This window comes from Arthrobacter sp. CAU 1506, assembly GCF_005047635.1.
In the GTDB taxonomy this organism is placed as follows: domain Bacteria; phylum Actinomycetota; class Actinomycetes; order Actinomycetales; family Micrococcaceae; genus Crystallibacter.
In genome coordinates this window covers 46240-65467 of record NZ_SUKC01000005.1, presented here as the reverse complement: position 1 = coordinate 65467, position 19228 = coordinate 46240, and the positions used below count along the sequence as shown (strand labels likewise).

18 protein-coding genes and 1 tRNA gene are annotated in these 19228 nt (G+C 66.3%); 12 read left to right on the top strand and 7 right to left on the bottom strand.

All coding sequences use genetic code 11. The annotated features are described in order from the left end of the window. Positions 1-45: 45 nt before the first annotated feature. From E4J89_RS07705 to E4J89_RS07695, 3 genes are read right to left on the bottom strand one after another with little or no spacing between them, the layout of a single operon-like run. Positions 46-843: an enoyl-CoA hydratase-related protein gene (locus E4J89_RS07705; protein ID WP_136785552.1), complete on the bottom strand. Its 798-nt coding sequence runs from the start codon at positions 841-843 to the stop codon at positions 46-48. A 44-nt stretch (positions 844-887) separates the two neighbouring features. Beyond that, positions 888-1667 (bottom strand): inositol monophosphatase, encoded by a 780-nt coding sequence (locus E4J89_RS07700; protein WP_136785551.1) that lies wholly within the window; start codon positions 1665-1667, stop codon positions 888-890. A gap of 51 nt (positions 1668-1718) precedes the next feature. Then, entirely contained in the window at positions 1719-2534 is an 816-nt protein-coding gene (locus E4J89_RS07695) for a LysR family substrate-binding domain-containing protein (RefSeq protein WP_240691785.1), read from the bottom strand. Positions 2535-2570: 36 nt separating this feature from the next. Between E4J89_RS07695 and E4J89_RS07690 the strand changes: the two genes are divergently transcribed. The 3 genes from E4J89_RS07690 (at position 2571) to E4J89_RS07680 (ending at position 5080) form a co-directional block, all read left to right on the top strand. Continuing rightward, entirely contained in the window at positions 2571-2945 is a 375-nt protein-coding gene (locus E4J89_RS07690) for a DUF5997 family protein (protein WP_136785550.1), read from the top strand. Positions 2946-3059: 114 nt separating this feature from the next. After that, positions 3060-4439 carry a sensor domain-containing protein gene (locus E4J89_RS07685; protein WP_136785549.1) on the top strand — a complete coding sequence of 460 codons (1380 nt, stop codon included), beginning with the start codon at positions 3060-3062 and terminating at the stop codon, positions 4437-4439. Continuing rightward, entirely contained in the window at positions 4436-5080 is a 645-nt protein-coding gene (locus E4J89_RS07680; RefSeq protein ID WP_136785548.1) for a response regulator transcription factor, read from the top strand. Before E4J89_RS07685 ends, E4J89_RS07680 begins: the two co-directional genes overlap by 4 nt. Positions 5081-5097: 17 nt before the next feature. Here E4J89_RS07680 and E4J89_RS07675 read toward each other — a convergent pair whose 3' ends face one another. Further along, positions 5098-5478 carry a VOC family protein gene (locus E4J89_RS07675; protein WP_136785547.1) on the bottom strand — a complete coding sequence of 127 codons (381 nt, stop codon included), beginning with the start codon at positions 5476-5478 and terminating at the stop codon, positions 5098-5100. A gap of 127 nt (positions 5479-5605) precedes the next feature. Further along, positions 5606-5688 (bottom strand) — tRNA-Leu (locus tag E4J89_RS07670). Positions 5689-6050: 362 nt separating this feature from the next. On the opposite strand from E4J89_RS07670, the gene E4J89_RS07665 reads away from it, so the two are divergent. The 7 genes from E4J89_RS07665 to pknB are packed head-to-tail and all read left to right on the top strand — an operon-like array spanning position 6051 to position 15389. Continuing rightward, positions 6051-6788: a DUF3662 and FHA domain-containing protein gene (locus E4J89_RS07665; protein WP_136785546.1), complete on the top strand. Its 738-nt coding sequence runs from the start codon at positions 6051-6053 to the stop codon at positions 6786-6788. Beyond that, entirely contained in the window at positions 6788-7267 is a 480-nt protein-coding gene (locus E4J89_RS07660; protein ID WP_136785545.1) for an FHA domain-containing protein, read from the top strand. The genes E4J89_RS07665 and E4J89_RS07660 overlap by 1 nt, the downstream gene beginning before the upstream one ends. A gap of 2 nt (positions 7268-7269) precedes the next feature. Next, the gene (locus E4J89_RS07655) at positions 7270-8799 is read left to right on the top strand and encodes a protein phosphatase 2C domain-containing protein (protein WP_346763377.1); all 1530 of its coding nucleotides are present in this window, start codon (positions 7270-7272) and stop codon (positions 8797-8799) included. 3 nt (positions 8800-8802) lie between these two features. Beyond that, entirely contained in the window at positions 8803-10221 is a 1419-nt protein-coding gene (locus E4J89_RS07650; protein ID WP_136785544.1) for an FtsW/RodA/SpoVE family cell cycle protein, read from the top strand. Then, positions 10218-11666: a penicillin-binding protein 2 gene (locus E4J89_RS07645; RefSeq protein ID WP_136785543.1), complete on the top strand. Its 1449-nt coding sequence runs from the start codon at positions 10218-10220 to the stop codon at positions 11664-11666. Before E4J89_RS07650 ends, E4J89_RS07645 begins: the two co-directional genes overlap by 4 nt. Then, positions 11663-13429 carry a protein kinase gene (locus E4J89_RS07640; RefSeq protein ID WP_136785542.1) on the top strand — a complete coding sequence of 589 codons (1767 nt, stop codon included), beginning with the start codon at positions 11663-11665 and terminating at the stop codon, positions 13427-13429. Before E4J89_RS07645 ends, E4J89_RS07640 begins: the two co-directional genes overlap by 4 nt. Positions 13430-13466: 37 nt before the next feature. Continuing rightward, positions 13467-15389: a Stk1 family PASTA domain-containing Ser/Thr kinase gene (gene pknB / locus E4J89_RS07635; protein WP_240691784.1), complete on the top strand. Its 1923-nt coding sequence runs from the start codon at positions 13467-13469 to the stop codon at positions 15387-15389. A 72-nt stretch (positions 15390-15461) separates the two neighbouring features. Here the strand turns inward: pknB and E4J89_RS07630 are convergent, their stop codons facing one another. Beyond that, positions 15462-16106 carry an aminodeoxychorismate/anthranilate synthase component II gene (locus E4J89_RS07630; protein WP_136785540.1) on the bottom strand — a complete coding sequence of 215 codons (645 nt, stop codon included), beginning with the start codon at positions 16104-16106 and terminating at the stop codon, positions 15462-15464. A 264-nt stretch (positions 16107-16370) separates the two neighbouring features. On the opposite strand from E4J89_RS07630, the gene E4J89_RS07625 reads away from it, so the two are divergent. Together E4J89_RS07625 and corA are read left to right on the top strand one after the other, a co-directional pair. Beyond that, positions 16371-16622: a cell division protein CrgA gene (locus tag E4J89_RS07625; RefSeq protein WP_136785539.1), complete on the top strand. Its 252-nt coding sequence runs from the start codon at positions 16371-16373 to the stop codon at positions 16620-16622. A 3-nt stretch (positions 16623-16625) separates the two neighbouring features. Continuing rightward, positions 16626-17621 (top strand): magnesium/cobalt transporter CorA, encoded by a 996-nt coding sequence (gene corA, locus E4J89_RS07620; protein ID WP_136785538.1) that lies wholly within the window; start codon positions 16626-16628, stop codon positions 17619-17621. A gap of 96 nt (positions 17622-17717) precedes the next feature. Here the strand turns inward: corA and E4J89_RS07615 are convergent, their stop codons facing one another. After that, positions 17718-18893 (bottom strand): NADP-dependent malic enzyme, encoded by a 1176-nt coding sequence (locus E4J89_RS07615; RefSeq protein ID WP_136785537.1) that lies wholly within the window; start codon positions 18891-18893, stop codon positions 17718-17720. Between the last annotated feature and the right edge of the window lie 335 nt (positions 18894-19228).

Here is a 19228-nt window from a genome sequence, read left to right as displayed (position 1 = left end):
GTTCCTGCTGACCGGTTCCAGCCACCGTCCAGCCCGCGCCCGCCTTTAATGCCCGGTGAAGGCGGGCGCCACCTTGTCGAGGAAGGCCTCCCGGCCGATCCGTGAATCCTCCGTGGTGAAGGCCTTCCCGAAGGCCCGGCGCTCCACTCGAAGCCCATCGGCGGTGGGCAGGCCGAGCGCCGCATCGACCGTCCGCTTGGCGTTCGCGACGGCGGCCGGAGATTTCGCGGAAATCTCCCGGCAGGTGGCTGCCGCAGCATCCAGCATGTCGTCCTTGGTAGCGAAGACCGCGTTGGCCAGGCCGATCCGCAGCGCTTCGGCGGCGCCGATGCTGCGTCCGGTGTAGATCAGCTCCTTGGCCAAGCCGGGGCCGATCCGCTGCGGGAGCCGTACGGTGCCGCCGAAACCAGGGATGAGGCCCAGGCCGACTTCCGGTAAACCGAACTTCGCGTTCTCCGTGGCGTAGATGAAGTCGCAGGCCAGTGCCAGTTCGAGGCCCCCGCCCAGGGCGAACCCGTTGACGCAGGCGATCACGGGGAGGTCCAGGGTCTCGAGCAAGCGGGTGAGGTCCTGCATGGCCGCGCTGTGTGCCTCTGCTTCGTCGGGCCCCATCGACGCCAGTTCCCGGATGTCGGCGCCGGCCGCGAACGCTTTTTCGCCGGCGCCGGTGATTAGGATGCTGCGGACTTCCTGGCCTTCAGGCGACCGGATGTCGGCGACGAACTGCGCGAGGTCTGCCACCACTTGGGTGTTCAGCGAGTTGAGCGAGCCGGGGCGGTTGATGACAAGCGTGGCCAATTCGCCCAGGCATTCCAGCTGGATGGTTTCGTAGGTCTTCTCCACAGCCCCACTATGCCACGTCGGCCGGCACCGAAACCCGATCCGCCTCACCCCTGCAACAGGGTGACGGCCTCGGCCACCTGCTGCCTGCCGCCCGCCACCGACCAGCGGTAGCCATCCACCTCGACGACGGCGGTGGTCCCGCCGGCCGCTTCCACCAGCGCCTTGCCCGGCAGCCAGTCCCAGTCCGGCAGCCCCTGCTGGTACCAGACCCCGAAGATCCCGGCGGAGGTGGCCGCCAGCTCGCAGGACGCGGAGCCCCAGGAACGGTAGGTGGCCGAACCCAGCAGCGTGCGCAGATAGGGTTCGCCTGCGGCTTCGTCGCGCAAATAGGTGTGGTGCAGGTACGCCGCCGCGCAGCTGGCCGCCAGCGGGGCGCTGGCGATTTCACCCACCCGCAGGCCGTTGCGGGCCGTGGGCAGGTCCCGACCGCCGAGCCACAGCACGTCCTCGGCGGGATGGTAGACCGCCCCCAACCGGGACCCGGCGTCGTCGGTCAGCGCCAGCGCCGAACACCAATAGTGCCCGCCGGTAAAGAAGTTATAGGTCCCGTCCACCGGGTCGATCACCCAGGTCCGGCCCGACGTTCCCTGGTGGCTGGAGCCTTCCTCGCCCAGAATCGAGTCGTCCGGCCGCAACTCCCGCAGCGTGTCCACCACCAGCTTTTCCGCGGCATGGTCGGCAGCGGTGACGACGTCGGAGATGCTGGTCTTCTCCTCGAAGGTGGTCACCCCCGACCGCATTCCATTGGCCAGGGTTCCGGCGGCGCGCACCAGCCAGGCCGCAAGATCGGTATCGTCCAGATGGTCAGGGCTGCTCACGGTCATAGCTGAAGCCTAGCCAACCCCACCGCGGAGCCGGGATCCAGCGGACCGCCGCTACCGGCGCCCGCGGCGTGGCCCGCGTCCCTTGGGCGTGCGTCCGCCGCCGGGCTTGCCCTTGCCGGACTGCTTGCCAGCTGCCGGGCCGGAGCCGCCCTGCCGCCTCCCACCGGAGCCTTTGCCCGCGTTGGCGCCCTTCCCTGCGGCTCCGCCGTCGTTCTGTGCTGTGTTTTTGGAGGTTTTGGAGGTTTTGCGGCCCTTGGTTTTCTCCTGCTGTTCCTGCACCGACGGCTGGCGCGAACTGCGGGCCGTGCGTCCCCGGACAATTCCAATGAATTCCTCGATGGCGGCGTCCGTCCGGTCCGCCAGCCAGGCGAGGCCGATCTGCGTCTCAGGCTGGTCCGTCACCGTCCGGTACACCACATCCTTGCGGTTGTAGAGCCGGGCCACGGACATGGGCAGGATCATCAATCCCCCTCCGGAGGCCACTACCTCGATGCCGGTCTTGGCCCCGCCCATCTCCTCCGGGTCCAGGAAGTTCTCTGCCGCGATCTCCTGGTACGGCACCTCGTCGTCGTACAGGGCAATCTCATGTTCCTTCGGCGCAACCACCACCGGCAGTTCGGTGTACAGCGGGATGACGTTCAGGCCCTCGCGGTCCACCGGTATCCGCACAAAGCTCAGGTCCGCCCGGCCATCGCGCAGGATGGCGGTTTGTTCGTCCTGCCCGCACTGGAAAGCGGTCAGCGGAACGTCCGGCAGCCGCTCCGCCCAACGGCGCGTCCACTTCCCCGGCGTCACGCCCGGCACGTAGCCAACCGTTATTCCGGCGGGCGGGGGCGGCGTTTTCGGCTCGTGGTCTGCTTGCTGCACTTCATCACCGTAGCGCAGGGCGGATAGGCTGGGCCCATGAGCGCGAAAACCTCCCAGTCCATGAAAGCGGCCACGGCCGCCAAGAAACTGGGCATTTATCTGCCCGCTGCCCCGCAGGAGTTCCAGGACAGCCTGATTTCGCGCGAAGAGTTCAACAAACTGCAGACGGATCCGCCCCAGTGGCTGGCCGACCTGCGCCGCAACGGCCCGCATCCGCGGCCCGAGGTAGCGCGCAAACTTAACGTCTCCATATCCGGCCTGGGCCGCGGCGGCATCACCGAAGCGCTGACGACGGCGGAGATCACCGCGCTGCTGCAGGATCCGCCGCAATGGCTGGTTGCCGAGCGCGCCTCCTTCGCCGCGGTGCGCGCGGAAGAGCAGCGCGTGAAGGAAGCCGGCAAGAAGGCCTGACCGGCCTCCGGGCCGAGGAAAGCGCTCCGGGCGCCCCGAAACGGGGGGTAACCCCCGTGCGGTTCGGGGGCCCGCCTGCTTCTGGCTGATGCGGTTAGGTAGCAAGCTGTACTCATGACGAACATCGCGGCGCCGAATGCCGCCCTCCATCTGCCGGAACCTGCCGGCTCCCGCCGGGCCGACGGCACCGCACCGTACCGGTTCCTGACCGGCTTCTTCCAGCGGCAGACCTGGCGCGAATTCCTCTACCACTTCGCGGCGCTGTTGCTGGCACCGTTCGGTTTCACCTACGCGGTGGCCACCGTCTCGCTTGGGGCGTCGCTGGCCGTGACTGTCGTCGGACTGGTGGTGGCGGCGGCCCTGATAGCTGCGGCCCGCTACTGGGGAACGGTGCAGCGGTCGCTGGCGGCGTCCCTGCTGCAGCAGCATGTGGCGGAGCCGGCACCGTTCCGGCCGAAACGCGGCTTCTTCGGTTTCATCCGCAGCGGCCTGGCCGATTCAGCCGGCTGGCGGGCCATCGCCCATCAAGTGGTGTCCTTTGTGGTCTCGGTGACCGCGTTCTGCGTGAGCATCACCTTCTTCGCCACCGGCCTCGGCGCACTGACGCACTGGATCTGGTCCCGCTACCTGCCGTTGCAGCAGGCCGCGGACGGCAGCTGGCACCGGGGCGCACAGCTGGGTTGGGAGTACTACATCGATACTCCGCCCCGGCAGCTGTTGCTGGCGGCCATCGGCGCCGTCTTCCTCTGGCTGCTGTGGCCCGCGCTGAACCACGGCTTCGCCCGGCTGCAGGCCGTCTTGGCGGCCGGCTTGCTGGGTCCCACCGCGGCGAGCCTGCGGCTGCGGGACGTGGAGCACTCGCGCAACCGCACGGTCGAAGACGCCGATGCCCGGCTGCGCCGGATCGAACGCGACCTGCATGACGGCACCCAGGCGCAGCTGGTCGCCATTGCCATGAAGCTGGGCGACGCACGGGACCGGCTGAACGGCCAGGACACCGCCCCCGAAGTGGCACACCTGCTGGAGAGCGCTCATGGCACCGCCAAGGACGCCTTGGTGGACCTGCGCGACCTGGCCCGCGGCATCCATCCGCCTGTCCTCAACGACGGACTGGCCCCGGCCCTCGAAACCCTGGCCGCACAGTCGCCGGTGCGGACAACGCTGGTGCTCAACCTCGGCGCACGCCCTGCACCCGCGGTGGAAGCCACCGCGTACTTCTGCGCAATGGAATTGGTGACCAATGCGGTCAAGCATGCCCGGGCCGAACAGATCCGGATCAGCGTGCGCACTGCCGGCAACCGCCTCCTGCTGCAGGTGGACGACGACGGGCGCGGCGGCGCGGCACTCACCCCGCCAACATCCAGCGGCCACCGCTCGGGCCTGGCCGGGCTGGCCGAGCGGGTTGCCGCCGTGGATGGCACGCTGCACATCGAATCACCCGGCGGACCCACCAGCGTGATGATCGATCTGCCGTTGGATCCGGAGCGTCCGTGAAGATCGCGATCGCCGAAGACTCGGCCATTCTGCGGGCCGGCCTGGCCGAGCTACTGGCCGGCCGCGGACACCACGTCACCGCCGCGGTGAACGACGCCGACGCGCTGCTGCAGGCAGTAGCGGCCGAGGCACCCGACGTGGCCATTGTGGACATCCGGATGCCGCCGACGCACACCGACGAAGGCATCCGCGCCGCACTGGAGCTTCGCCAGACGCATCCCGACGTGGGGGTCCTGGTTTTCTCGCAATACGTAGAGACCCGGTATGCCGCCCGGCTGTTCGCAGACCACCCGGCCGGCGTGGGCTACCTGCTCAAGGACCGGGTGGCCGAAGTGTCCTCGTTCCTGGACTCGCTGGAACGGATCCGCTGCGGGGAAACCGTGCTGGATCCGGAGGTGGTTGGCCAGCTGATGCGGTCCTCCGGCCAACAGCGCGGGCTGGACACCCTCACACCGCGCGAAGGGCAGGTGCTGGAGCTGATGGCGGAGGGGCGAACCAACGTGGCCATCGCCGAACGGCTTTTCCTTTCCGCCGGCGCCGTGGAGAAAAACATCACGGCCATCTTCGGCAAGCTGGGGCTCGCGGCGGCGCCCGGGGACCATCGCCGGGTGCTGGCCGTGCTCAAGTACCTGCAGGCTTAGTTGAATCGGCCGCCGCGTCAGTCCTGGTGCAGCTGGATCAGGTTACCGAAACCGTCGTCGAAGACGGCGGCCAAGCTGCCGGAGGGGTCCGGCGCCGGCGGGCCAGTGAACCGGACACCGGCAGCGGACAGCCGCTCGTACTCGGCCTGCACATCCGGCGTGCCGAAAACAATCGCGGCCATCCCGGCGTCGTACACCCCTTGCCGGTAGGCGGCGCCGATCGGATTGTCGCTGGGTTCGAGCAGCAGCCCGGCCCCATCGCCCGGATCGGCCGACTGAACGATGAACAGGGAGAATTCGGGCATGGCCATGAGCTCCCGGAAGCCGAGCACCTCGGTGTAGAAGGTGAAGGCAGCTGCCGGATCCGTGACGTGGATACTGGTCATCTTGATGCGCATGGCTGGCACCCTAGCCGTTGCTTCCCAGCAAGAAAAGCACTCTGGCGGCGAGCACGGCGGCAGGGCCACGAAGTCCGGACGTTAACGGCAAGAGCCCCGGTCCGAAGACCGGGGCTCTTGCTCTGCGTGCGCGAGGGGGGATTTGAACCCCCACGCCCTTTCGGACACTGGCACCTGAAGCCAGCGCGTCTGCCGTTCCGCCACTCGCGCGCATCTTGTGTGTTCCGTCGGGGTGGAACCTTTTTTCCCGGTTCGCATTCCTCAAGAACAGCGAGATCAATAGTAGCGTGAAACAGGCCCAAATTCCCAATCGGGGGTTCCAGCTCCCGGATTGCCGCACGGAGACAGGGATCGGAGCGCCTGAAGCACCGCTGGCAGCCCGCCGTCGTCGTGAGTTCCCCGAGTGAACTTCACCACGTTGCGGCGCCGCCGCGCCTTCGGCAATCGTTATTGAATAGGGCCTTTTGGGACACGCACAAGTAGTATCGAATGGGAGAATCGCCAGACCGGTGTGCGCTGTCCGCTTCTTCAGAGGCAGGCATGCACGACGACAACAGGGAGGAGGCGGCCCGATGGGAATTCTGGACAGTATGGAACGCGGCATCGAAAAGATGGTCCGTGGCGCCTTCTCCGTGGGCGGCAAAGGCCAGGTGCAGCCGGTGGAGATCGCCAGCCGCCTGCGCCGCGAGCTGGACAATGGTTCCATCACCTTGGCCCAGGGCCGCACCTTGGCACCCAACGTCTTCGAGGTCCGGCTGGGCGATTCCGACTACGCCATGGCTGAACAATGGGGGGCAACGCTGGCCGAAGAACTGTGCGACGTGGTGATCCGCCATGTCAATAGCCAGAAGTACACGCTGCAAGGTCCGGTCCGTGTTTCCTTCGCCAAGGACACCGCCCTCAAGGGCGGCGACTTCGAAGTCCAGGCCACCGTGGTGAAGTCCGACGGTCAGCAGCAGCGCCCGGCACCACGCAGCACGCCCGCGGCCCCGTCCCGCCAGCCCACCCAATTGCAGGCCGTGCTAGAAATCAACGGCCAGCGCTACTCGCTCAACGCACCCTCGATCGTGCTGGGACGTTCCTCCGAGGCGGACATCATGGTCGATGACACCGGAGTCTCGCGGCGCCATCTGGAGGTCCGCACCGCGGGCGGCTCCGCCGTGGCCGTGGACCTCGGCTCCACCAACGGCAGCTACGTCAACGGCCAAAAAATCATCGGCCAGACCGATCTCACCGACGGATCCGTGATTACCATGGGCCGCACCCGCATTACCTTCCGCCTGCTGCCGACACGGGGCGGCGGAGCCTAATGGGGGAGCTTGTTGTCACCGCACTGCGGTTCGGTTTCCTGATCCTGCTCTGGATCATGATCATCAGCATCGTCTCGGCCCTGCGGCGCGACCTGCAGATCGGCAAGCGCAACCGGACCGGCAGCCCCTCCGCGCGGGAAGTGCGCAAGAACCCCGATCTGGCCGAGGCTGCCCCGGCACCGCGGGCGGCCCCGCGCCGACTGGTGGTCACCGAAGGCCCGCTGGCCGGACACTCGCTGGAACTTGCCGCCAGCCCGATCCTGCTGGGGCGTGCCCAGGAAGCCACCCTGGTGCTGGAAGACGATTATGCCTCCGGCCGCCACGCCCGGCTCTTCCCGCAGGGCAGCCGCTGGTTCATCGAGGACTTGGGTTCCACCAACGGCACCTATCTGGCCGAGAACCAACTGACCCGGGCCCTGCCCGTTGACCCGGGCGTTCCCATCCGGATCGGCAAGACGGTCATTGAATTGAGGCCCTGACCGTGGCTCTGGTTCTGCGCTATGCTGCGCGGTCGGACGTGGGCATGACGCGGTCCAAGAACGACGACTCCGCCTACGCTGGCCGTTTTCTTGCCGTGGTCGCCGACGGCATGGGCGGCCACGCCGGCGGTGACGTCGCCTCTGCCTCCACCGTGCTGGACCTGGTCCATCTGGACCGCGCAGGCCACCAGGATCCGGCCACGGTGTTGGCCGACGAGATCCAGACCGCGAATTCCATCCTCTCCGAGCTGGTGCAGACCAACCCCAAGCTGGCCGGCATGGGCACCACGGTGACCGCCCTGCTGCTGCACGACGACAAGCTCGAGTTCGCCCACATCGGCGATTCCCGTGCCTACCGGCTGAAGAACGGCATCTTCGAGCAGGTCAGCGTAGACCACACCTTTGTGCAGCGGTTGATCGACGAGGGCCGGCTCCGCCCGGAGGAAGCCGAAATCCATCCGCACCGCAACGTGCTCATGCGGGTTCTGGGCGACGTCGATGCCAGCCCGGAACTCGACTTGGCCAGCCACAGCGCCGAGCCGGGGGAGAAGTGGCTGCTCTGCTCCGATGGGCTCAACGCCGTCGTACCGGACCGGGTGGTGGAGTCGGTGGTGCGCAACGCCGCCACGCTGCAGGACGCGGTGGACCAACTGGTGGACCTCACGCTCGACGGCGGTTCCCCGGACAACGTGACCATCGTGATGATCGAAGTCGCCGAGGCGCCGTCTGAAGCAGCTGACACCGCGTCGCTGAACCTGGCGGCGGAACGTCCGCTCGAGCCAGCGGCAGCGGACGGCGGCGCCCCACCCGCCGCCACTGCGCCGGCGGCCGCTGCGGGCATGTCTCCGGACGGCACCGCGGAAGGCGTGTCCGGCACCGAGACGCCCGCGGAACCCCACGAGGCAATCCGCGCCGACGCCATCCGGCGCGAGCTCGGGACACGCCCGCACGTGCTGGTGGGGGCCGCGGCGCTGGCCACGGAAACCGGACAGATCCCGATCGTCACAGCCCACTCCAACAAGCGACGCGCCGCTGCGCTGTTGACCCACAAGGCTCCGGAGGAACCGGACGCGTCCGAGGTGGAGGCCGCCGCACCGCTCCGCAAGCCGTGGCTGATCCCGGCGTTCCTCACCGTGATGTCACTGCTGCTGGTGGCCGTCCTGTGGTTCGGCTACCTGTGGACCCAAACGCAGTATTTCGTGGGTGCGTCCGACGGCCGGGTGGCCATCTTTAACGGCGTCTCGCAGAACTTCGGTCCGATCGACCTCTCACATGTGGACACCGTCTACAACATCCCGCTGGAGAGCCTGCCGGTCTATCAGCAGCAGCGGTTGAATTCGAGCATCTCCGCCAGGGACCTGGTCCACGCCGAACAAATCGTGGAGCAATTGCGGATCAGCAGCCAGCGGAACTGCCCCGAACCAGGGCCCAGCCCCAGTGCCCTGCCGACGGACCGGCCCAGCGGCTCGGCCACGCCGAGCCCGGCTGCCAGCCCGGAAGCCGCCCTGCCGCCGGAATGCGTAGGTGGATAAGCCATGAGTAACATCCAGACGGCGCCCCGATCGCGGCGCAACACCGAATTGCTTCTGCTCCTGCTGGCCCTGGTGGTCGGCATCGGCGCCAATATGCTGGTCGGGCTCGACCAGGACCGCGCCTTCGATAGCGATTTCTTCACCCAGGGCATCACCCTGATTGTGCTTGTCCTTGTGGTCCACGTGGTTCTGCGCCTGCGCGCAAAATATGCTGATCCGGTAATACTTCCGATCGTGACCGCTTTGAACGGGATCGGGTTGGCGATGATCCACCGGCTGGACATCGCCACCGGCGACTCCGCGGCCACCCGCCAGCTGTTCTGGACCGGCATCGCCATCGGCGTCGTCGTGGCCGTCATTTGGCTGCTGCGCGACCACCGCGTGCTGCGCCGCTTCACCTACCTTTCGCTGATCGCCAGTGCCGCCCTGCTGATTTTTCCGCTCCTACCGTTCGTCGGCATGGAGGTTAACGGCGCCCGGATCTGGGTCAACCTGGGGTTCGCCACCTTCCAGCCTGGCGAAATCGCCAAGATCACCCTCGCTATATTCTTTGCCGGTTATTTATCCACCAACCGGGATCTCATCCTGCTCGCCGGGAGGAAGATCGGTCCGCTCCAGCTGCCGCGCTGGCAGGACATGGGGCCCATGCTTGCCGCCTGGCTGGTGAGCATCGGCGTGCTGGTCTTCCAGCGCGACCTCGGCTCCTCGATCCTGTTCTTCGGCCTGTTCATGGCGATGATCTACGTGGCCACCAGCCGGGTCAGCTGGGTCATCATCGGCCTGCTCATGATCGCCGTGGGCGGCTTTGTGGCTTTCCAGCTCTTTCCGCATGTCACCAACCGCATCAACGGGTGGATCAAGGCCTTCGATCCGGAGGTCTACAACGCGATCGGCGGCAGCCACCAGATTGTCCAGGGCCTGTTCGGGCTGGCCAGCGGCGCGCTCACCGGTACAGGCCTCGGCCAGGGCCGGCCGGACCTGGTGACGTTCGCCAACAGCGACATGATCATTGCTGCACTCGGCGAAGAACTCGGGCTGATCGGCCTGTCCGCCATTGTGATGCTCTACGTGCTCTTGGTCAGCCGCGGCATCCGGGCGGCCCTGGGCAGCCGGGATGCCTTTGGCAAGCTGCTGGCTACGGGGCTTTCCTTCACCCTGGCGCTGCAGTGCTTCGTGGTGATCGGCGGCGTCACCCGGCTGATCCCGCTGACCGGCCTGACCACACCCTTCCTGGCCGCGGGCGGCTCGTCGCTGCTGGCCAACTGGCTGATTGTTGCGCTGCTGCTGCTCATTTCCGACGCGGCGCGTCGCCCCACCGTGACCGGCCCGGCAACCGAGAGCCGTCCCCCGGGCGACCGGCCGCGGCGCCGCAGCAAGACCGATGAACGGAACACCGGATCCACGGAGGTGATCCAGCCATGAACCAGGCCATCCGCAACACTTGGATCGTCGCCCTCGCGATGTTCGCACTGCTCTTCGGATCGCTCACGGTGGTGCAGTTTTTCGAGGCCGAGAACCTCAACGCCAACCCCTGGAACAGCCGGACCATCTACAAGGACTTCGATAAGAACCGCGGCGCCATCCTGGTGGACGGCGATCCCATCGCCGAGTCGGTGCCGTCAGACGACGAGTTCGCCTACCAGCGGGTCTACAACGAACCCGAACTGTATGCGCCGATCACCGGGTTCTACTCACTGGTTTACGGCTCCACCCAGATGGAGTCGGCAATGAACGCCCAGCTCTCCGGGTCCGGCGACGAGTTCTTCTACGAACAGATCGTGCAGATGTTTTCCGGCGGCCAGGTTGAAGGCGCCTCGGTGGAGCTGACCTTGGACGCCGAGCTGCAGCAGCTAGCCTGGGACCTGATGCCCGAGGGCGTGAAAGGCTCGATCGTCGTGATGGAGCCCGACACCGGCAACATCCTGGCCATGGTGTCCAAACCCAGCTTCGATCCGAACGAGGTCGCCGGGCACAATACCGAAAAGGTCACGGAGAACATGGCAGGGCTGGAGGAAGTGCCTGGCCTGTCGCCGTTCATCAACGCCGCCAACGAAAGCCTGCTGGCCCCAGGGTCCGTCTTCAAGCTGGTGGTAGCAGCCGCCGCGCTGGAGTCCGGTAAGTACGACGCCGACAGCGAGCTGGAGAATCCTCCGACCCTGAAACTGCCGGGCACCAACGTCGAGTTGCCGAACTACGTCAACGGCGGCTGTGCCGCCCGGACTACCGCCGACTTCTCCTTTGCCCTGGAGCAGTCCTGCAACACGCCCTTCGCCCAAATCGCGATGGACTTGGGTGAAGACGCGATCGCAGAACAGACGGCCAAGTTCGGCTATGGCGAGTCCTACCAGATCCCCACCCACGTCACTGCCAGCCGGTTCCCCACCGGCATGAGCGATGACCTGCTCGCCCAGTCGGCCATCGGCCAGTACGACGTCCGCGTCACGCCGCTGCAGGTGGCGATGACGTCCGCCGCCATTGCCAATGACGGCGTGCTGATGAAGCCGAACCTGGTCCGCACGGTGCGGGCGCCCGATCTTCGGGTCATGGACAGCCCAAAGCCCGAGGAACTTCAGCGTTCCCTTTCCGCTGACAATGCCAAGCTGATCCAGGACTGGATGGTCAACGTGGTGGACCGTGGAATCGGCGGGCGGGCGGCTATCCCGGGCGTCGAAGTGGCCGGCAAGACCGGCACGGCGGAACTGATGGCCGGCGAAGAAGGCAACAACTCCTGGTTCACCGGGTTCGCGCCCGCGGACGACCCCCAAGCTGTCGTATCAGTGGTCTTCGAAGACGTCGACGTGGCGACCGGTTCTTCTCTCGCAAGTTCAAGTGCTAAGCAACTCCTAGAGGCGGTGTTAAATAAGTGAGACCTACCTCGGGTATCACATTAGGCGGCAGGTACCAGCTCACTGAACGTATCGCCATCGGCGGCATGGGTGAGGTCTGGAAGGCGCAGGACCAGGTCCTCGGCCGCATCGTCGCCATCAAAATCCTCAAGGAGGAGTACACCGGCGATCCGGGCTTCCTCAACCGCTTCCGCGCCGAGGCCCGGCACACGGCGCTGCTGAACCACATCGGCATTGCCAACGTTTTCGATTACGGCGAAGAGGCTGGCTCCGCCTACCTGGTGATGGAACTGGTCCCCGGCCATCCGCTCTCGGCCATCATCGAGCGCGAGCGGGTGCTGTCCCCGGACCGGACGCTCTCGATCATCACCCAGACCGCCAAGGCGCTGGCCGTCGCCCACGCACAGGGACTGGTACACCGCGACGTCAAGCCGGGCAACCTGCTGATCACGCCCGAAGGACGGGTGAAGATCACCGACTTCGGCATCGCCCGACTGGCAGACCAGGTTCCGCTGACGGCTACCGGACAGGTCATGGGCACCGCCCAGTACCTGGCCCCTGAACAGGCAACGGGACAGACCGCCACCGGACAGAGCGATATCTATTCGCTGGGTGTAATCGGTTACGAGTGCCTCTCCGGATCCCGGCCCTTCTCCGGCGAGTCGCAGATCGCCATCGCCCTGGCCCAGGTCAACGACACCCCTCCGCCGCTGCCGGAGTCTCTTCCGCGGCCCATCCGGGCCTTGCTGATGTCGATGCTGGCCAAGGACCCGGCCGACCGTCCCGCCACCGCCGAGAAGCTCGCGGAGGCAGCCGACGCCATCCGCGCCGGTGACATCCGCGCCGCTGAAGCCGCGGTTCCCGGCATGCTGCTGTTCGAGGGCGATGACAGCACCGGAGTGATGACTGCCCCGGTGCCCACCACCGGAACGGCTCCTACCCGTGCGGTCAGCGCCGGAACCTCCCAGCTGCCGGCCGTCGCCGGGGCCGGAGCTGCCGGCCTTGGCGCCGAACGGAACTGGACCGACGAGGATCTGGACAGCGACGAACCGGAGGAGGCTCCGCGCCGGCAGCAGAAGAAGCGCAGCCCGTGGACCTGGCCGCTGATCGGTTTGATCCTGCTGGTCCTCTTCGCGGTGGCCGGAGCGATTCTGCTTCCCATGTTGACCCCCACCGGTGGAACCGAGTCGTCCACGTCCGCCACCAGTTCGGCAACGCGGTCTACGGCGAAGACTACGTCCGCTACGCCCAGAGAGACGCAGAGCGCGGAGCCAAGCACCACGGAGGCGGTGGAGACCAACCAAATCTCAGCCAATGCGTTCTTGGGCCGGCAGTTCAGCCAGGTCCGCTCCGAGCTCGAAAACATGGGGTACCAGGTAGTCCCGGACCCGGTGGAGAGCAACGAATCCGAAAACACCGTCATCGATATCTCGCCGACCGGCCCCGTGGAAGTCGGCAAAGCGATCACGGTCACCTATTCCACCGGTCCTGGGACCGTGACCATTCCCAATGGGCTGGCCGGTCAGTCCGAGCAGCAGGTGCGTGAGGCCTTGATCGGCCTTGGCCTGGTCCCGCAGTCAGCCGGGGAGGAACCCAGCGATCAGCCCGCCGGGACCGTCCTCAGCCTGTCTCCCTCCAGCGGCGATGTGCCGGCAGGATCCACTGTCAGCTACGTGGTTTCCAGCGGGCCCGAGGAACAAGAAACCCCCGAACCGACCCAGACCGAGACCCCGGCGGCAAAGGCTCCGCCGACGAAGGGCACTGATCAGGACGGCAAGCCGTGATCGGATCCCGGTCGGTTTGATGGAAGGAAGACAACCAGTGGACTCGCCACGCATTCTGGCTGGCCGCTACGAGGTTGGCGAACTCATCGGACGCGGCGGCATGGCCGACGTGCTGTTGGGCCGCGACATCCGCTTGGGCCGCTCTGTGGCGATCAAGCAACTGCGCGCCGATCTTGCCCGCGACCCGATGTTGCAGTCCCGCTTCCGGCGAGAAGCCCAGGCCGTAGCCGGGCTGAACCACCCGGCGATTGTTGCCGTCTACGACACCGGCGACATGGATATGCCCGGGGGAGCGGCGCACGACGTCAAGGTCCCCTTCATCGTGATGGAGTACGTCCAAGGCAGGACGCTGCGCGAGTTCATCAAGGGCCACGAGCTGGGCATCGACGACTCCATCGGCCACACCCTGGGCATTCTGGCCGCGCTCGAATACAGCCACCGCTCGGGCATTGTGCACCGGGACATCAAGCCGGCCAATGTCATGGTCACGCCGGACGGAAGCGTCAAGGTGATGGACTTCGGCATCGCGCGTGCGCTGGCCGATTCGGCGGCGACAATGACGCAGACCCAAGCGGTCCTGGGGACCGCCCAGTATCTGTCCCCCGAGCAGGCCCGTGGCGAAACCGTCGACGCCCGGAGCGATCTGTATTCGGCTGGCTGCCTGCTCTACGAAATGCTGGCCGGCCGGCCGCCGTTTATCGGCGACAGCCCGGTCTCGGTGGCCTACCAGCACGTCCGCGAACTGCCCGAACCAGCCAGCCGCTTCAACCCGGCGGTGACCCCGGCGCTGGATTCCGTGCTGGAACATGCCCTCCAAAAGGACAAAGCCGACCGATTCCAAACGGCCGCAGCATTTGCCGAAGCGCTGCGTGCGGCGTCAAACGGCGAACTGCACGCGCCGGCCGCTCCTGCCACGGAAGCGTTTCCGGTGCAGGCCGCCGCCACGGAACTGATCACCCAGCAGGCGCAGGCGGTGTCTGAGCAGACCTCTGCGCTGCCGGCCACGGATGATGACACAGCCGAGGAAGACGCCGGCCCCCACACGGCCGCCTACGACCGTGAGCAGATGCCCACTGCGCTGGCCGTAGGCAGCGAACACGACATCGAACCCGAACGCCGGGCAAGGCGCCGGGCCTGGACCGTGACGCTGGTGATCGCTCTCCTGCTGGTGCTGCTGGGCGGCGGCTACTACCTGTACAACGTGCTGGTGCAGAACGCCACCCCGGACACCGTTGCCGTTCCTGCGGTTGCAGAGCTGGACCAGAATGAGGCCACCAATGCCATCTGGGAGGCCGGCCTCAGGCCCCGCGTGGAACAGGAGTTCAGCGACGAGGTCGAGGAAGACATGGTGACCCGCACCGACCCCGGAGTCGGCGAGCAGGTGGAACCGGGCAGCCAGGTGACGGTCTACATCTCCCAGGGTCGTGAATTTGCCACCATCCCGGACAATCTGGCCGGCCGTACGGAAGCCGAAGTCCGCGACAAGCTCCGGCAATTGGGCCTGACGCCTGGGGACAGCTCGCCGGCAAACAGTGCCACGCTTCCGCGCGGCAACGTGGTCACCACGGAACCCGCTCCGGGCAAGAAGGTGAAGCAGGGCTCCACCGTGGACCTGATCGTTTCGAACGGATTGGTCAGCGTTCCCAACATGGTGGACGAAACCGTCGAGGACGCCGGCGCCATGCTCGACGATGCCGCGGTTGCGCTGCCGTACCGGGTGGAAGAGGTCGAGAACGAAGTCGTCAAGGCGGGCACCGTCGTCGGACAGAGCGTCAAAGCGGGAACCAACGTCGAACAGGGCACCGAGATTGTCCTGACCGTCGCGGTTGAGCCTGCGTCACCGGAACCGGACCCCGATGAGGAATCGGACGAGGGCAATGACCGCGGCAACAGCGGGGACGGAAACAGCGGGGACGGCGACAATTCAGGCAATGGGAACGGCCGCGACGGCGACGGCTAACCCCTCAGGGCCGAGGTTGCCCTTCGCCCTGCCCGGCGCGTTGGCACTGCGCAACGCGTCGGGCAGGCTGTGTCAGTGGGAAATCAGCGGGCTGAGCGTGGCAGCACGTTCAGCGGTTCCCTCTGCACCCAGCGATTCCAGCCAGTTCCCCAGCATCAGGTAGCCGCCTTCGGTCAACACCGATTCGGGATGGAACTGCACGCCCCACAAGGGGGCGCTCCGGTGGGCAAGACCCATGACCACTCCGCTGTCGGTCTCCGCGGTAATTTCGAGCTCGTCCGGGATGGTGCTTCGCACGGCTGCCAGGGAATGGTAGCGGGTGGCGGTGAACGGGTTCGGCACACCTTCGAAGGCGTCCTGGTTGCGGTGGGTGACGTCGGAGGTCTTGCCGTGCATCAGTTCGGGGGCGTGGGTCACGGTGGCACCGTAGGCTTCAGCCAACGCCTGGTGGCCCAGGCAGACTCCGAACATCGGCTTTGCCTCCCGCCCGCACCAGCGGATCAGCTCAATGCAGATGCCGGCCTCCGCCGGCGTCCCGGGCCCGGGGGAGACCAAGACACCGTCGCGGGCCCGGGCCAGTTCCACCGCCTCCTCCAACGTGAGGTCGTCGTTCCGCACCACGGTTGTTTCCGCGCCCAGCTGCTGCAGGTAGGCAACCAAGGTATAGACAAAACTGTCGTAGTTGTCGATGACGAGGATGCGCGGGGAGGTGCTCATGTGACGATCGTGCCAATCGTGGAGTTGGGGGATGGAATGCTGGTGTGCCGTCAGCAAGCCCCGATCCGGAAAACGGCGAGCCCTGCGTCAAACGGCGGCACTCCACTATGATCTGCCCGCGGCCGCGGTCCGGGCAAATGCGCGGCGGCGAACGTCACACACATTGGCTAGACTAAACAGTTAGACGGCCCGACGGCGGCGGACTCGTGAGGAGACGCAGCCCGGTCCCATCAAGCCAACCGCCCCTGTTGCACCGGAGGATCTGTGCCCGAGTCGAAGCGCCGCAAGAGGACCGAACGGCGTCCCGAAGAGTTGACTGCCAAGGGCAACGAGCCCAATGCCGCCTGGTTCAAGCCGGTCATGTTCGGTCTGATGATCGTGGGCCTGCTGTGGATCATCGTCTTCTACATCACGCAGGGAGCCTGGCCGCTGGCGGCAGCAGGTTCGTGGAACATCATGATTGGCTTCGGCATCGCCATCGCCGGGTTCCTGATGACCACCAGGTGGCGTTCGTAGGCAGTGGTGCTGGTAGATAACGGGATCTACGTCGACGGCGTACGTGCCTCCACCCCGAAGAACCTGGAGCAGACGTTTAGCGAACTGCACCGGTACGGGGGCATGGCCTGGATCGGCCTCTACCGGCCCAGCGAGCCCGAACTGGCCACCGTGGCGGCCGAGTTCGATCTGCACTATCTGGCTGTGGAAGACGCCCTGCGGGGCCACCAACGCGCCAAACTGGAACGATACGGCGGCACCCTGTTCACCGTGCTCCGGCCCGCGCGCTACATTGACGAGACGGAGAAGGTGGAGTTCGGTGAACTGCACACCTTCATGGGCCAAAATTTCCTGATCACCGTCAGGCATGCCGAGTCGCCGGATCTGTCGCGCGTGCGGCACCGGATGGAAGCTGCGCCGGATCTGCTCGCGGCAGGCCCGCCCGCGGCGCTCTACGCGGTCCTGGACCAGGTCGTGGATGAGTACGAACCGGTGGTGCTCGGTCTGGAGAACGATGTCGACGAAATCGAGGACCAGCTCTTCGGCGGCGATCCGAACGTTTCGCGGCGCATCTACGAGCTGCTCCGCGAAGTCATCGAGTTCCAACGGGCCCTGCAGCCGCTGGAGGACATTATTTCCATCCTGCACCGCGGCCGGGAGGACCAGGCCCCGGACCTGGAAGTGGCCCGGGGCCTGCGCGATGTCCAGGACCACGTGATCCGGCTGAACGAGCGGGTTAATGCCTTCCGTGCTGTCCTGCAGAATGCCTTGAGCCTGAGTTCGACGCTGCAGGCCCAGAAACTCACGGAGACCAGCGTCGCCCAAAACGAGCAGGTCAAGCGGATTTCGTCGTGGGCAGCGATACTCTTCGCTCCGACCCTGGTGGCCGCAATCTATGGAATGAACTTCACCGCGATGCCCGAGCTGCACTGGCCTCTGGGCTATCCCTTTGCGCTGGTCCTCATGGTCCTGACCGCCTTGGCACTCTATTGGTTCTTCAGACGCAACAAGTGGCTCTGATCCGGGCGGAACCCGGGTGAAACAAAGAGTCCGCTCCCGGCTCGGGGAACGGACTCTTGTCCAGCAAAGGCCGCGGCGCACTGCAGCGCGGAACGGTCAGCCTTCGTCGACGGCGGACATCACCGCGGCGGTAACCGCCGGAGCGACCCGTGCATCCAGCGGGCTGGGAATAATGTAGTCGGCGGCAAGGTCGTCCCCGACAATCTCGGCAATGGCGTTGGCCGCTGCGACCTTCATCGCTGCCGTAATCCGGCGGGCGCCGGCATCCAGGGCGCCGCGGAAAATGCCCGGGAAGGCCAGCACGTTGTTGATCTGGTTGGGGAAGTCGCTGCGTCCGGTGGCCACGACCTTCGCGAACTTGGCTGCAGTCTCCGGATGCACTTCCGGGTCCGGGTTGGACAGCGCGAAGATGATCGCGTCGTCGGACATCTTCTCCAGAGTCTCTTCCGGGATAGTGCCGCTGGAGACGCCGATGAAAACGTCCGCGCCGTCGAGTGCCTGCGCGCTGCCGCCGGTGATGCCCCGCGGGTTGGTCCGGGCCGCGTAGGCAGCCTTGATCTCGGTCAGGTCGCCGCGGCCGCTGTGGATGATGCCGCGCGAGTCCAGCAGCGTCACATCCGCGATGCCGGCAGTCAAAAGGATCTCGGCTACGGCGATGCCGGCCGCTCCGGCCCCGGAGATGACCACCTTGAGCGAGGAGAGCTCGCGATTGACCACCTTGGCTGCGTTGGTCAGGGCGGCAAGCGCCACGACGGCGGTGCCGTGCTGGTCATCGTGCATGACCGGCATGTCCAGGGCCTCGATCAGCCGGGCTTCCAGTTCAAAGCAGCGCGGCGCGGAAATGTCCTCCAGGTTCACGGCGCCAAAGCTCGAACGCAGCCTGACCAAGGTCTCGATGATCTCGTCGACGTCGGTGGTCTCCAGGACCAAGGGAATCGAATCCAGTCCGGCGAACTGCTTGAAGAGGGCCGACTTGCCCTCCATCACTGGCAGCGACGCGGCCGCACCGATGTTGCCCAGGCCCAGGACCGCAGTGCCGTCGGAGACCACGGCCACCAAGCGTGAGGCCCACGTGTACTTCTGCGCCAGTTCAGGATCCGTGTTGATCGCTCGACTGACTTGGGCCACTCCGGGGGTGTAGGCAATGGACAGGTCTCGCTTGCTCTCCAGCGGAGCCGTGAGACCGATCTGCAGCTTGCCACCCTCGTGGGCGCTGAAGATTTCTTCGCTGCTTAGATCGATGCGTGCGGAGTTGCCGGTTTCGGTAGTCACGTGTGATTCCTTCTGTTGATCCTTCCCATCACGGAAGGGCGCATGGATGGCCCGGCCGGGCGCAGGCTGAGAGGAGCAGGTCCCAGGAGGCCCAGTAGGCCGTGCAAAACGCGTGGGGCGCGGCACCTTCAATCGACTGTCAACGGGGTTCGGGACGGCCGCGCAGTCCCTGGCTGGTCGAGTCAGGGACCGGATCTTCAAGATTACCCGACCGCCGGGTTGCGGGGACTGCTTGTGTCTTTTGCCCGCCGAATGTGTCGCCTTCCACGGTAGCCGTGATCAACCTGCACGGGCTGCAGTCTTAGTTGTCCACGTTTTCACAGTTGTAGACCGGA